The sequence below is a fragment of the Nocardia cyriacigeorgica GUH-2 genome (genome assembly GCF_000284035.1).
GTDB classification, from domain to species: domain Bacteria; phylum Actinomycetota; class Actinomycetes; order Mycobacteriales; family Mycobacteriaceae; genus Nocardia; species Nocardia cyriacigeorgica_B.
Genome location: NC_016887.1, coordinates 746,998 through 760,577, shown reverse-complemented (window position 1 = coordinate 760,577; position 13,580 = coordinate 746,998). Strand labels below are relative to the sequence as shown.

Annotated in this window: 14 protein-coding genes; 9 read left to right on the top strand and 5 right to left on the bottom strand. The window is 68.3% G+C overall.

The genetic code is table 11. The features are described 5' to 3' along the window. The first annotated feature begins 58 nt into the window (after positions 1-58). The 4 genes from NOCYR_RS03610 to NOCYR_RS03595 all read left to right on the top strand — a co-directional run bounded on the left by NOCYR_RS03610 (position 59) and on the right by NOCYR_RS03595 (position 5,074). Complete coding sequence (locus NOCYR_RS03610; protein ID WP_014348998.1) at positions 59-2,128, top strand: CocE/NonD family hydrolase; 2,070 nt, start codon at positions 59-61, stop codon at positions 2,126-2,128. 70 nt (positions 2,129-2,198) lie between these two features. Beyond that, entirely contained in the window at positions 2,199-3,206 is a 1,008-nt protein-coding gene (locus NOCYR_RS03605; protein ID WP_014348997.1) for an adenylate/guanylate cyclase domain-containing protein, read from the top strand. A 96-nt stretch (positions 3,207-3,302) separates the two neighbouring features. Then, positions 3,303-4,073 carry an RluA family pseudouridine synthase gene (locus NOCYR_RS03600; protein WP_014348996.1) on the top strand — a complete coding sequence of 257 codons (771 nt, stop codon included), beginning with the start codon at positions 3,303-3,305 and terminating at the stop codon, positions 4,071-4,073. Positions 4,074-4,294: 221 nt separating this feature from the next. Beyond that, positions 4,295-5,074 (top strand): metallophosphoesterase, encoded by a 780-nt coding sequence (locus NOCYR_RS03595; protein WP_014348995.1) that lies wholly within the window; start codon positions 4,295-4,297, stop codon positions 5,072-5,074. Between the two features lie 65 nt (positions 5,075-5,139). Here the strand turns inward: NOCYR_RS03595 and NOCYR_RS03590 are convergent, their stop codons facing one another. Both NOCYR_RS03590 and NOCYR_RS03585 read right to left on the bottom strand, forming a co-directional pair. Continuing rightward, the gene (locus tag NOCYR_RS03590) at positions 5,140-5,532 is read right to left on the bottom strand and encodes a nitroreductase family deazaflavin-dependent oxidoreductase (RefSeq protein WP_014348994.1); all 393 of its coding nucleotides are present in this window, start codon (positions 5,530-5,532) and stop codon (positions 5,140-5,142) included. A 139-nt stretch (positions 5,533-5,671) separates the two neighbouring features. Continuing rightward, on the bottom strand, positions 5,672-6,202 hold the full coding sequence (locus NOCYR_RS03585) for a hypothetical protein (protein WP_014348993.1): 531 nt from the start codon (positions 6,200-6,202) through the stop codon (positions 5,672-5,674). 170 nt (positions 6,203-6,372) lie between these two features. On the opposite strand from NOCYR_RS03585, the gene NOCYR_RS03580 reads away from it, so the two are divergent. After that, on the top strand, positions 6,373-6,675 hold the full coding sequence (locus NOCYR_RS03580) for a hypothetical protein (protein ID WP_014348992.1): 303 nt from the start codon (positions 6,373-6,375) through the stop codon (positions 6,673-6,675). Positions 6,676-6,740: 65 nt separating this feature from the next. On the opposite strand, the gene NOCYR_RS03575 is transcribed toward NOCYR_RS03580, so the two are convergent. The 3 genes from NOCYR_RS03575 to NOCYR_RS03565 all read right to left on the bottom strand — a co-directional run bounded on the left by NOCYR_RS03575 (position 6,741) and on the right by NOCYR_RS03565 (position 9,575). After that, on the bottom strand, positions 6,741-7,325 hold the full coding sequence (locus tag NOCYR_RS03575; protein WP_014348991.1) for a dihydrofolate reductase family protein: 585 nt from the start codon (positions 7,323-7,325) through the stop codon (positions 6,741-6,743). 249 nt (positions 7,326-7,574) lie between these two features. Continuing rightward, positions 7,575-8,627 carry an AraC family transcriptional regulator gene (locus tag NOCYR_RS03570; protein ID WP_014348990.1) on the bottom strand — a complete coding sequence of 351 codons (1,053 nt, stop codon included), beginning with the start codon at positions 8,625-8,627 and terminating at the stop codon, positions 7,575-7,577. Between the two features lie 27 nt (positions 8,628-8,654). Continuing rightward, on the bottom strand, positions 8,655-9,575 hold the full coding sequence (locus NOCYR_RS03565) for a cation diffusion facilitator family transporter (protein WP_048833890.1): 921 nt from the start codon (positions 9,573-9,575) through the stop codon (positions 8,655-8,657). 76 nt (positions 9,576-9,651) lie between these two features. On the opposite strand from NOCYR_RS03565, the gene NOCYR_RS03560 reads away from it, so the two are divergent. The 4 genes from NOCYR_RS03560 to NOCYR_RS03545 all read left to right on the top strand — a co-directional run bounded on the left by NOCYR_RS03560 (position 9,652) and on the right by NOCYR_RS03545 (position 13,424). Continuing rightward, on the top strand, positions 9,652-11,751 hold the full coding sequence (locus NOCYR_RS03560) for an ABC transporter ATP-binding protein (RefSeq protein ID WP_014348988.1): 2,100 nt from the start codon (positions 9,652-9,654) through the stop codon (positions 11,749-11,751). After that, a complete protein-coding gene (locus tag NOCYR_RS03555) occupies positions 11,748-12,488 on the top strand; it encodes an energy-coupling factor transporter transmembrane component T family protein (RefSeq protein WP_014348987.1) in 741 nt (246 codons plus the stop codon). The genes NOCYR_RS03560 and NOCYR_RS03555 overlap by 4 nt, the downstream gene beginning before the upstream one ends. 100 nt (positions 12,489-12,588) lie before the next feature. After that, positions 12,589-13,113, top strand: coding sequence for a YbaB/EbfC family nucleoid-associated protein (locus NOCYR_RS03550; RefSeq protein ID WP_014348986.1), 525 nt, complete (start codon positions 12,589-12,591; stop codon positions 13,111-13,113). Beyond that, complete coding sequence (locus NOCYR_RS03545; RefSeq protein ID WP_014348985.1) at positions 13,113-13,424, top strand: WXG100 family type VII secretion target; 312 nt, start codon at positions 13,113-13,115, stop codon at positions 13,422-13,424. Before NOCYR_RS03550 ends, NOCYR_RS03545 begins: the two co-directional genes overlap by 1 nt. Positions 13,425-13,580 lie beyond the last annotated feature (156 nt).

Genomic DNA, 13,580 nt, shown 5'->3' with positions numbered 1-13,580 from the left:
GCTATGGTCTGAATCACATGTGCGCCGGATGCGAAAACCATGAGGCGGAGGGGTGTCGATGCGGTTGACCCGGCGGGTTCAGGGTGTGGCGGCAGCGCTGGTGATCCTGATGACCGGCGGGGCGGCGGCGGTAGCCACCGTGACCGACCGCGAGGTCGTCTACGAGACGCCGGCGCCCGCCGTCGCGCCGGATGAACTGGCGCGCCAATGGACTCAGACCCACGACGGACCACAGCCGTATCCCGATGTGCACATCGACTGGGACGTACCCATCACGATGAGCGACGGCGTGGTGCTCAAGGCGAATGTGTACCGGCCGATCCGCGCCGACGGCCAGGTCGAAACCGCGCCGCTGCCGACCATCGTCAACCTCACGCCGTACACGAAACTGATGACCAATCTGATCGATTCGGCCATCTCGATGCCCGGATTGCAGCAGTTGACGATGGATCTGGTGGGCCGGATCAACCTGTCCGGCACCCCGGTCAGCGGTTTCGAGGATCTGCTGCACGCCCTCGACGGCGGCACCATCCAGACCGTTCTGGGCTTGGACCGCAAGCTGATTCGCAGCGGCTACACCCAGGTCGTCGCCGATGTCCGCGGCACCGGTTTCTCCCAGGGCACCTGGAACACCCTCGGCGCTCGTGAACAGCTCGACACCCGCGAGGTGATCGATTGGGCGGCGGCCCAGCCCTGGTCCAACGGCCGGATCGCGATGAGCGGCGGCTCCTATTCCGGCATCAATCAGCTGCGGGCCGCGGAGAATCCGCCGGAGTCGTTGCGCGCGATCTTCCCCGTGGAGCCCGGCAGCGACCTCATGCGCGATGTGGTGGCACCGGGCGGCGGCATCGGCACCACCTTCCTGCCGATGTGGCTGAACTCGGTGAACAACGCGAAACTGCTGCCCGATATCAGCTCCATGCTCGATGGGACCTTCGACTGGCGCTGGTTCAACGATCGCCGCCGCGATCCGCTCACCAACTTCGACCTGCTGGCCCAAGCCCTGCTGACGCCGTCGCTGCACAATGTGCCGCCCGCGCTCTCGGCCGCGCTCGACGAGGACAGCGCGTTCCGGGAGGGCATCATGGGCCACCCGGAGAAGGTCGGCGTGCCCACCTTCGTCTACGGCGGCTGGCACGACATTTTCGCCAACAGCGCCACCACCCTCTACAACGCCATCCCGCTGCCCGCCGACCAGAAGAAGCTCGTGGTCGGCGACACCTACCACGCCAATCCCGGTGCGGGCACCGGTGTTCCGGGCGCGCCGGCCCGGCTGGACGTGTTGCAGCGGGCCTGGTTCGACCACTGGCTCAAGGACATCGACAACGGCGTCACCGGGTTCGGGCCGGTCACGGTGTGGGAGCAGGGCGGCGGCTGGGTCACCCTCGGTGAGTTCCCGCAGCCCGGGATGACGCATCGGCGGGTCTATCTGTCCGGCGCGCCCAGCGGCACCACCCGCGACAGCCTGCACGACGGCTCGCTCACCGCGGCGCCGGCTCCCGAGATCACCCGGCTCACCGTCGCACCCGGTCTCACCACGGCCTGCTCACGCGACGCCGCGCAGGGTTCGGCCGGGATGACCGCGGTGATCGACGCCTGCGCCAAGGATTCCCGGATCGCCGAACGCAATGGGCTCACCTTCACCAGCGCCGAGATCACCGCGCCGACAGTGATTTCCGGGCCGATCAACGTCCACCTCAATACCGTGCACGATGCCGCCGACGGGTACTGGAACGTCACCGTCAACGATGTGGCGCCCGACGGGACCTCGACGGTGCTGTCGACCGGGCAGCTCACCTCCTCGCTGCGCGCCATCGACGAGGCCAAGAGCACCCGCTCGGCCAACGGCGATCTCACCGCACCGCACAACCCGATCACCCTCGACAGCGTGCTGCCGGTGCCGCCGGGCGAGGCGATCACGCTCGATATCGCCGTCATCCCGACGCAGGCGATCCTGCAACCAGGGCATCGGCTGCGGGTCGACGTCTTCGCCGGTAATTCGCCCAAGGCGCTGGCGTTCCGGCCGATGCTCAATGCCAGTGAACTCAAACCGCAGCATCTGGTGCTCGATCCGAACGCGCCGAGTTTCGTCAATCTGCCGAGCGACCGGCCGATCGCGTTCGGCTGATTTCGTGTGAAGCCACAATGTCGTGGCGAGACCCTCGTTCGGCGGCCCTGCGCCCCGTAGGGTTTCGGGCATGGTGTCGCCGGAGATGACGCAACTGGTGCAGTCGGTCGTCGAGACGTATCTGCTCGACGGCACACGGCGCTACAACCGCGACGACGTCGCCCGGCAGACCGGCGTGCCCGTCGACGTCTCGCGCCGACTGTGGGTCGCGCTCGGTTTCCCCGCAGGCAGCGACGAGGCGACGCTGGACTACACCGACGCCGACGTGCGCGCCGTGCGCGAGTTCCAGGAACTCGGCGTGCTCGCCTCGACCGATCTGCGGCAACAGGCCGCGACCGCCCGCACCATCGGCCAATCGATGGCGCGGCTGGCCGAATGGCAGGTGGATCTGGTGCTCGACGAGATCACCCGCCGCGTCGCTGCCGCCGATCCGGACGCCGATCCGGCCTCGATCGCCCGGCAAGCGACCGAGGAGACGGTGCGGATCCTCGAGGAACTACAGGCCTACGCGTGGCGCAGGCACCTCGCCGCCGCCTTGGCCCGCTCGCTCGACGGCGCGGGCACGGCCGCCGATTCGACCAGGGAGCTGGCCGTCGGATTCGCCGATATGGTCGGCTACACCCGGCTGACCAGGCATCTGCACCCCGACGAGCTGTCCACGCTGCTCGAGGCCTTCGAATCCACCACCACCGCCGCCATCACCGAGAACGGCGGCTGGGTGATCAAGAATGTCGGCGACGAAGTCATGTTCGCCGCCGAAACCGCGGCCGAGGCGGCCCGGATCGCGCTGGCCATCCAAGAGACCACCATGACCGTCGGGACCACCCCTGAGCTGCGCGTCGCCCTCGCCTACGGCCCAGTGCTGCAACGGTTCGGCGATCTCTACGGCTCGGTGGTGAACATCGCCGCCCGGCTGACCGGCGTAGCGCGACCCGGCACCGTCCTCGTCGACGATTCCGCGGCCGCCGAACTCGCCGGCGAAACCGAATTCGCCATCCGGCACCTGCGCAGCGTGCGCGTGCGCGGATTCAACCGGCTGCGGCCGCATGTGCTGCGGCGGAATGGGAAGAACCGCTGAGCCGGCGATCGGGTGCGGGGACCGATCCGCAGGCCCGGTCGGTGATCCTGCCCAGTGGCGGGGAGGCGGAGCAAGTGCTCATCTAGGCTCGGCCCGGTGGATATCGACTGGCCCGACCTGCGTGAACGCTGCCGTATCGCCGAGGACGACGCGATCGTCGCGGTGAACAAGCCCGCGGGGATTTCGGTCACCGGGGAACGGCACGACACCGATATCGTGCAGGCCGCGGCGGCCGTCGGCGAGACCTTGTATCCGGTGCACCGCATCGACAAGGTGACGTCGGGAGTGGTGCTGCTGGCCAAGGAACTCGCCGCGCACGGGCAGCTGACCAGGCAGTTCAACAAGCAGACCGCGCGCAAGACCTATCTCGCGATCGTCACGACACCCGAGGGCGAGCTGCCCGACGCCGGGACCATCGACCTGCCGTTGAGCGTCGGGCGGAAGAACCGGGTGCGGATAGCGGCGCCCCGGGAGAGCATTCGGACCGATGGCGACCGCTGGTTCGTGGACCCGGGCGATCTGCTCGATACCAAGAACTATCCGTCCACCACGCGCTTCGCCACGGTGCTGCGCGACAAGGGCTACACCGTCCTCGCGCTGCGCCCAGTCACCGGCCGGCGTCATCAGTTGCGCGTGCACCTGGCCTGGATCGGGCACGCCATCGCCGGTGACCCGCTGTTCGACAAATCCGGCGCTCATGACCGCACCTACCTGCACTCTTGGCGGCTGCGGCTGGCGGCGGATTGGCGGACGCCGCCGGAGTTGAACCTGCAGGCGGATCCCGGCGACGGTTTCTGGGCGCCGCTGTCCGGCGAGCCGGGCGCATTGGCGGAGCTGTTGCGGAGTGCGGACGACCGGCTGGGGTGAACTCGCAGGCGTGCGTTCGGCGCTCCCCTGATAGACGGCACGGATCATCGCTGGAAAGTTCAACATGAGGTGTACCACGGTCTCGCGGTTACGGAAATCGAGGTGGTGAGCCTCATGACGACAACAATTCCGCTGGTCAACTAGCCTGAAACAGGGCACTGCGGGAGGTGCGGTGCACTCTGTTTCGCAATGGAGCGATCCCCCAGAGAAAGCAGATGGGCATGATCCTGGTGGCTCAGGTCAGCGACACGCATTTCGATCTCAAGCCCCGCAACGTCGAACGGGCGGAGCGGGTCATGGCCTACCTGGCCGACCTACGCCGACGGCCGGACGCCATTCTGGTCACCGGCGACGTCACCGATTCCGGTAAACCCGACCAGTACGCCGAAGCCCGCATCGCCCTACAAGCCGATATCCCCGTCTACGCCCTGCCCGGCAACCACGACGACCGCGGCGCCTTCCGCGAAGTCCTGCTCGGCCTGCCGCCGTCGACGGAACCGATCAACCACGCCCACCGAATCGGCCCGCTGACGGTGGTCATGCTCGATTCCAGCATCCCCGGCGAACCCAGCGGCCACCTCACCGACGAGACCTACGACTGGCTGCGCGCGGTCCTCGCCGACGCCCCCGCCGGTGGTCCGATCCTGCTGGCCCTGCACCATCCCCCCGCCCATCTCTACAGCCCGGTCGTCGACGAGATCGCCCTCGCCGAACCGGACCGCCTGGCCGAGCTCGTAGCCGCCGACGACCGCATCCTCGCCGTCCTCACCGGCCACGCCCACTCCGCCGCCACCACCACCTTCGCCGGCAAACCGTTGCTGGTAGCCCCCAGCACCGCCTCCGTCCTCGGCGGCGAATGGGAACTCGCCCTCCCCGACCGCGTCATGGACTACGCCCCCGACCCCGCCGTCGCCCTCCACGTCATCGACGAAAACCACGCCCTGACAACACATTTCCGTAGCGTTCCAATGGGTGGATGGATCGGCGTCGCGCCGTACTGAGGGGCGGGAAGCAATGGTAAACGCACCTATAATAAGTGCGTTTCCATTGCCCGACGAGGGGTCGATCAGCGCCGATCCAAGATCACGACGGGGATGGTCCGGTCGCCGGCTTGCTGCTGGTAGAACTCGAAATCAGGGAAGACCGCTACCAGTTTCGGCCAGAGGCGCTCACGTTCGGCATCGCTGGCGACCCGGGCGCGGACCGGACGCGTTTCCGGGCCGAGCTGGATGGTGGTATCGGGGCGCGCGGTCAGGTTGTGGAACCACGCGGGGTGATTCGGCTGACCGGCCTTCGACGCCGCCACCGCCACCATGTCACCGTCCTCGATGTACACCAATGGCGATGTCCGGCGCACGCCGGACTTCGCGCCCACATGATCGAGCAGCAGAATGCGAGCGTCCGGGCATCCGACGAGGCGCCCGCCGACCCGCCCCTTGGACCACCGGTACGCGCGCACATGAAGCTTGGTGGACCGTCGCCCCAGATAAATCCCCCGCTGACTGGTGAATTGGGTACACGCGGAAACGAATCGAGCCCAGAGCGCCATACCGCCAGTAGACACCAGGACGGGCCGAACGCTCTTCAGTTCAACCGAATCACCAGATATCCGTCCAGACCGGTCGCTGGGGGATCGCCAGCAGAGCGGTCTTCCGGTGGACCACTGCGGGGATCGTTGTCCCGGGGTGCAGTTGCTCGACCAATGCGCGCGCTCGGGATTCGCGGAATTGGTGGTAGAGATACTCCTTCTGCACGCGGGATTCGGCGCCGGTGTCGGGATGCGGGAATCGGACTTCGATGCGGACCCGCCACAGATCGAAGTTGAAGAAGGCCCGGCCGCTCTTGCGGCGTAGATCCGATTCGATCACGACCGCTTCCACAGTGCTTCCGACCCGCCGCAGGTAATTCCGCCGGAACCGCCAGGCGCAGTTCAGCACCCCCATCCACGCGGCCATCCCGAGCAGCGCGGTCACCGGAAGGGACAGCGCCATGGCGGCCTCCGAGCCCGACCGGTCGGCGGCCCTGAAACCCAGGTTCACCGCACCGACCATGAAGAAGAAGGCCGCGACCGGAACCCCCAGGATCCACACCACCGCCATCGGCCCGACCAACGGCTTGGTCCGTCCCACACCCACTCCTAGCCCGAACGCAGTGCCACCGACGCAGAATCCTATGGCCGCTCACGCCTGCCTGCTCGCCCGGGCGATCTCGGCCGGTGTCGGTGGGTTCGGATAGCGTCAGGCGTCGAGGTCCCGAGGGTGACGCCGACGGGACGGGAGATTCGAAAGGACCGATAGCGATGTGGCAGAAGCCCTCCGAAGTCCCCGACGACAGCGCGACTGCGCACCAACTCACCCTCATGGAGACCTTCGCTGACGGCGAAATGACGCGTGCGGACTTCGTGCAGGAGTGGCTGGTCGCGCGCCGACTATCGGCGGACAACGGTGAGCAAGTCACCGGACGGCTCGAAGAGGTTCTCGACAGCGTGACATCCGAAGTAGAGAACTACGCCCAGGATCCGCAACCGGAGGCCGAAGACCCGTCCGAGGACCCACTGGTGGACGAAGTCAACCAACTGCGGATCGCACTCGACGGGTTGTAGTGCCTCCCTCGCACGACTGGGCGCAGTAGTCGCGCAAAGATCCCGGGTGTGCCGTAACCGCTTGCTCAGCGTCTCGTTTCGTAGCGGGTCAGCAGCAGCCCACCGGGAAACGTGCGGGTTTCCACCAGGTTCAGGTTCACCCAGTTGTCCAGGGCGGTGAAGAACGGGGTGCCGCCGCCTACCAGGACCGGGGCGGTGACGAGCACGTACTCGTCGATCAGGCCGGCTCGCATGGCGGCGCCGGCGAGGGTGGCGCCGCCGATGTCCATCGGGCCGCCGTCCTCGGACTTGAGGCGGGTGATTTCGGGGACCGGGTCGGTGGTGACGAGGCGGGTGTTCCAGTCGACCGTGTTGATCGTCGAGGAGAACACGACTTTTGGCATGTCTCGCCAGCGACGGGAGTACTCGATCTCCGCCGGTGTGGCACCGGGCTGCTGGTCGGCGGTCGGCCAGTGGGAGCTCATCGCCTCCCACAGTTTGCGGCCGTAGAGCGCCAGGCTGGTCGCGGCGACGCGGTCGGACCACCACTGGAACAGTTCGTCGCTCGGCGAGGAGTCCGGGCCGTCACCCCCACTCCAGCCGAGGTCGTCGCCGGGCGCGGCGATGTAGCCGTCCAGGGTCGCGTTCATGCCAAAGCTCAGTTTCCGCATGGGGCCAGCCTTCCGTGAGTCGATCTCACGTGTACAGACGGACGCGCCGGGAAAAGCTCATCGGTGCGGGTTCGACGTCCGTGATCTGTCGTCGCGGTCTGGCCGATCAGCCCACGTGGAATGTCCAGCACGGTTGCGAAACGCATCCCAGGAGGCGCACTGATGGTCATCGTCCACACCCATGCCCGCCGGGAATGATTGGAGTTCGCGGAGGTGCTGGACGGGCTGCAACCATTGGGGCAGTAGAGATCACACCCGAACCGTGCGCTGCCGGCGGTAGGCGGCGGGCGTCGTCCCCGTCCACCGCTTGAACGCGTAGATAAAGGTCGACGCCTCGGCATAACCCAGGCGAATTGCCACGTCGCTCACCGAAAGTGGTGTGGTGCTGAGCATTTCTTCGGCGAGGGCGCGGCGCATCTCGTCGAGCAACGCCCGGTAGCTGGTGCCTGCGGCGTCGAGGTGGCGGCGCAGGGTGCGGGTGCTCATGTTGAGGTCGCGGGCTACGGCGTCGATTCCGGGTGGGGCGGCCAGGCCGTCGGTGCCGCCCTGCGGGATCAGGCGGGAGCGGACTTCGGCGGCTATGCCGGTGCGGGCGCGGCGGCGGTGGACGAGGTCGCGGCATTGGGCGAGGCAGATGGCGAGGGTGTGTTCGTTGGCTTGCGGGAGGGGCTGGTCGACGATGCTGGGGTCGAAGGCGAAGAAGTTCTGCGGGCGATTGAAGCGGGGGCGCACGACGGTCACTTCGGCGATACGGTCGGCGTAATCGGGTTCGGGGAAGGTGAATTCGGCTCGGGTGAGCGGCATGTGGCGGCCGAGGAGGTCGCTCATGACCTGGTGCATCGCGGTCACGTCACGTTCGATGAGGAACTGGCGGACGTCGGCGGGCACCGATTCGGCGTGGATCCAGCCGACGAATTCGTCATCGCGCATCTCGGCCACCGGCAGACAGAAGGTGAAGCTCAGGTCGAGGTAGCGCAGGGCGAAGGCAATGGCTTCGCCGAGGGTCGGGCTGCTGATGCAGGCGAAGCCGAAGATGCCGAAGGTGGTGATGCGGTAGCGGCGCCCGACCTCGACGCCGAGCGCGGGATGATCCGGCAGCGCCCGCACCAGATTGCGGACCACCGTCAGCTCGGTGCGCGCGTCGATCTGGGCGTCCGGATCGTGCAGCAGGCGTTCGGTGAGGGCGGTGCCGTCGAGCATCCGGTCCACCGAAACGCCGTGCTCACCGGCATAACCGGTGAGCAGCGCCACGCTGGCCACACCGCGCGGGAAATCCCAATCGCGTACCGGACTGTCCACCATGGACAACAGTATGGCCGAAAGTGTCGATTACCAGGACAGCTCCGCGCAGCGCCGGGCGCAGTCGGAGGTCTCCACCTGGAGGGTCGCGTGGCTGATGTGGAAGCGCTCGGCCAGCACGTGCTGGGCGGCGCGCAACACCTGATCGCCGCTGGCGCCCTCGGCGGTGGTGATGTGCGCGGAGGCGACTTCCATGCCCGAGGTGAGGGTCCACACGTGCAGGTCGTGGACGTCGGCCACACCGTGGACGGCACCCAGTTCGGCGGCGACCTGTTCCACGTCGAGTTCCTCGGGGCTGTGCTGGAACAGGATCCGCAGCGAACGCTTGGCCAGCACATAGGTCCGCGGCAGCACCCACAGGCCGATCGCGACACCGATGATCATGTCCGCATAGCGCCAGCCGGTGGTCAGGGTGATGGCCGCCGACAGCAGCACGCCGAACGAGCCGATCATGTCGGCGAACACCTCGAGGTAGGCGCCGCGCACATTCAGGCTCTCCTTGGCACCGCTGCGCAGCAGCAGGAAGGACGCGATATTGGCCGCCAGGCCGGTCGCGCCGACGATCAGCACCGGCCAGCCCGGCACCTCCGGCGGTTCACCGATGCGCGCCAGCGCCTCGTAGAGCACATAGCCCGCCACCACGAACAACAGCACCGCGTTCGCCAGCGCGGCGATCACCTCGGCGCGGTAGTAGCCGAAGGTGCGGGTGTAGGTCGGGCGGCTGCGCCGGGCCAGCAGGATCGCCGACAGCGCCATGCCGATGCCGACCACGTCGGTGAGCATGTGCGCGGCATCCGACAGCAGCGCCAGCGAGCCGGTGGCGAACGCCACCGCGAACTCGACCAGCATGAACCCGACGCCGATGGCCAGCGCCAGCGCCAGCCGGCCCAGATATTTCCCGGACGCGCTCTCCGGCGCTATCCCATGCCCATGCGAATGATCATGTCCCACACCTGACAACATATGCGTACATGCGCATGGATGCAACACCCTCGATCCGGGCTGGCAGACTTGTGCCGTGAGTGATGTGTCCACCGACCCGGCCCTGCGCGGCGAACACGGCCCGCTACGGCCGATCGAGCTGGCCACCGGCGCGGTCCTCGGCGGGGTCACCGTCGGGCTGGTGACGATCGGTTCGGTGGTTCCGCTGGCCTCGGCCCTGCAACTGGTCGCCGCCGTCCCGCTCGGGCTGCTTGCGCATCGCTACCGCTTCCGCGCCGTGCTCACCACGACCATCGCGGCCGCCCTGGTCACCTTCGTCGCCGCCGGACTGCTCCCGGCCACCGGCATGGCGGCCTCGGCCACCATCGGCGGCATCATCGGCGGGGTCAAACGCCGAGGCGGCGGCGTCGTCGCCGTACTCGGACTGGCACTGCTCGCGGGTCTGGGGTGGGCCGCGTTCTCGATCGGGTTCCTGCTGGTGTTCTCCCAGGCCCGCAACCTGCTGTTCGACACTATCCGCAATACCTCCGAAGGTGTGAAGGACCTGGCCGGGCGGGCTCCGCAACTGGAACCACTCGGCGACGGCGTCGCCGCGGTGACCGAGGCGGTGCTGCGTTTCTGGTGGATCTACGTCGGTGGCGGTGTGCTGTTCGGCACCGTGCTCACCGCCCTCATCTCCTGGTTCGTTCTGGGCTCGGTCCTGGATCGGCTGGCCTGGCTGCCCGGCACCGACCGACTCGATGCCCCGGCCGACGACCGGCCGGTGGCGCCGCTGCCGGTGCGCATGCGAGCGGCCGGATACCGCTATCCGGGCGCTCGCACGGACGCGTTGACCGGGATCGACCTCACCGTCGACGTCGGCGAATTCGTCGCCGTGGTGGGCCACAACGGCTCCGGCAAATCGACGCTGACCCGGCTGCTCGCCGGGCTGCCGCCGTCATCGGGCACCGTCGAGCGGCCGGGTTCGGCCGGGCTCGGACATCTCGGCGGTACCGCGCTGGTGCTGCAACGACCGGAGAGCCAGACCCTCGGCGTGCTCGTCGCCGATGACGTCGTGTGGGGCCTGCCCGCGGCGTTGGCCGAGCAGGTCGACGTCGACGGGCTGCTGCGGGAAGTCGGGCTCGACGGCATGGGCGAGCGCGAGACCGCGGCGCTGTCGGGTGGCCAGCAGCAGCGGCTCGCGGTCGCGGCCGCTCTCGCGCGCAGGCCCGCGCTGCTCATCGCCGACGAGGCGACCTCGATGATCGATCCGGACGGCCGCCGCGAGCTGGTCGCGCTGCTGGCCGAGCTGCCGAAACGGCACCGGATGGCCGTGGTCCTGGTGACCCACCACGAGGCTGACGCGGCCGCCGCCGATCGCGTCGTGCACCTGGCCGGTGGGCGCGCGGTGCAGCGGCTGCCCGGTTGGCCGAAGCCGCGCCATGATCCGCGCCGGCGTCCGATGGGTGAGCCGATCATGCAGCTGCGCGATATCCGGCACACCTACAACCGGGGCACGCCCTGGCAGGCGCCGGCCCTGCACGGGGTGGACCTGACGGTGCGGCGCGGCGAGGCGCTGCTGGTGGTCGGCGGGAACGGCTCGGGCAAATCGACGCTGGCCTGGATCATGGCGGGCCTGATCAAGCCGACCGCGGGCCGCTGCGAGCTGTCCGGCAAGCCGGTGAGTTCGCAGATCGGCCGGGTGGAGCTGGCGTTCCAGCATTCGCGACTGCAACTGCAGCGGCAGACGGTCGGCGCCGAGATCGCCGATTGGGGCGGCCGGGCCACCGGGTCCGGCGCGGTCGGGCGGGCGCTGGACGCGGTGGGATTGGATCGCTCACTGGCGGCCCGGTCGATCGAGGAACTGAGCGGCGGTCAGGCCAAGCGCGTGGTGCTCGCCGCGATCGTGGCCAGCCGACCGCAGGTGGTGGTGCTGGACGAGCCGCTGGCGGGGCTGGATCCGGAGGGTCGCGCCGATATCGTCGACCTGCTGGCCCGGCTGCGGGATTCGGGGCTGACGCTCATCGTCATCTCGCACGACGTCGACGATGTGGCCGCCATCTGCGACCGCACGGTGCATCTGCGCGACGGCCGGATCGCCGAATCGGTGCACGCGGTGAGCGAACCGGTGCGGTCCGCCGAGACCGCGCGGGTTCAGCCCTTACCCGGCACCGCGTGGCGGATGGAGCAGGGAGGCCGGTCATGAGCTTGGTGTTGCTGCGGCAGGTCCCGGGGCGCAGCCCGATTCACCGGCTCTGGGCCGGCACCAAGATGGTCGGCGTCTTCCTGATCAGCGTGGTGCTGATGCTGTGGCCGACCTGGCCGGTGCTCGGCATGATGACCGCCTTCCTGGTGCTGGTCGGCGTCATCGCGCGGCTGCCGCTGGGCACGCTGCCGCGGCTGCCGTGGTGGTTCTGGGGGCTGACCGGGATCGGCGTGCTGGTCAACATCCCGGTGGGCGGCACGGCGGTATTGCGCTTCGCCCAGGTGGTGGTGTTCAGCCTGATCCTGGTGGCCGCGTCGTTCCTGATCGCCTGGACCACGCCGATGAGCGAGATCGCGCCCGCGCTGGCCAAGCTCGGCGCACCGCTGCGCAAGCTGCGCGTCCCGGTGGACGAGTGGGCGGTGGTCGTCGCGCTGACGTTGCGCGGGTTGCCCCTGCTCATCGAGGAGATCCGGGTGCTGCACGCCGCCCGGCGGCTGCGCCCCAAGGACGATCTGCTGCACCGCGCCGCCGATAACGGGCTTATCGACATCTTGACCGCCGCCATGGCGGTATCCACCCGGCGCGCAGGCGAATTGGGTGAGGCGATCACCGCGCGCGGCGGCACCGGGCAGCTCACCGCCAATCCGGCATCACCCCGCCGGGCCGACGCCGTCGCGCTGTGCGTAGTCGTCGCGGTATGCCTCGGTTCCGTCATGATCGACCTGCTGTTGCTGTGACAAACTCAGGACACAGCACCGGCGAATTCGATGGAACCGAACGCAGGCCGGCCGCGTCGAAATAGTTGTACGGACCGAGTCTGGCGAACAGGGGTAGGCGATGAATGACGACCGCGAGGCCATGCGCTCACGCAACGACGCGTTGCGCGCGCAGGTCGGCGACATGCTCGAGATCTTCGAACGGCAACGCCAGGATCTGGCCGCCGCGCAGCAACAGATCGCCACCGCGCAGGTCACCGCTTGGTCGTCGGACAATCTGGTCCGGGTCACCAGCAATGCCGCGGGCATCCCGCTGGATGTGCACATCGAACCGGAGGCGTTCAAGCGCTCCAACCCCGAGCGGCTCGGCCGCTCGATCACCGAGGCCGTGCAGGCCGCGGCGCGCGAGGGTGTGCAGGTCTCGCAGCAGGCGTTCGCGGGCGTCGAGGCCGCCGCCGACGATCTGCCCGATCTGCCCGATCTGGTGCCCGGTGCGCCGAGCATCCGCGATCTGGTCGACAAGCTCATCCCGGAACCGCCCGTCGTGCAGGACGCCCCGCCCCCGGCGTCGTCGCAGCCACCGCTCGATGACGAGGACGAAGACGAGTACTACCGCAACCGCAGCTACCTCGAAGGCGGTCGGTGATGAGCACCTTGAAGGCCGATCCGGAAGCGATCAAGGCCACCGAGCCGGGGTTCCAGAGCCTGTCCACCCAGGTGGCCGATGCCCTGAGCACCCTGAAGTCCGCGCTGGACGCCGAGGGCGAATGCTGGGGCGCCGACGAGATCGGACAGAGCTTCGCCGGCAACTACACTCCGGGCGCCGAGAAGGCGCTCAAGGCGGTGGAGATCCTGAGCACCACGCTGTCCGCGATGGGCTCGGGCGCCACGAACACGGCCACCTCGCTGGAGAGCCAGGACCAGGCGATCGCCGACGCACTGGGCAAGGGCGAATAGCCGAACCATCCATCACGGTTCCCGATAGCCGGGCGCTATAACGGGCGGCAGGTTTGGTACTGACCCAAACCTGAACTGATACCCGTAAATCCGTCGTCTCAAACGAGCGACCGGCTGTAACGTGGCGTCCGGGAGAGCTGTCCACTTGATCACAAG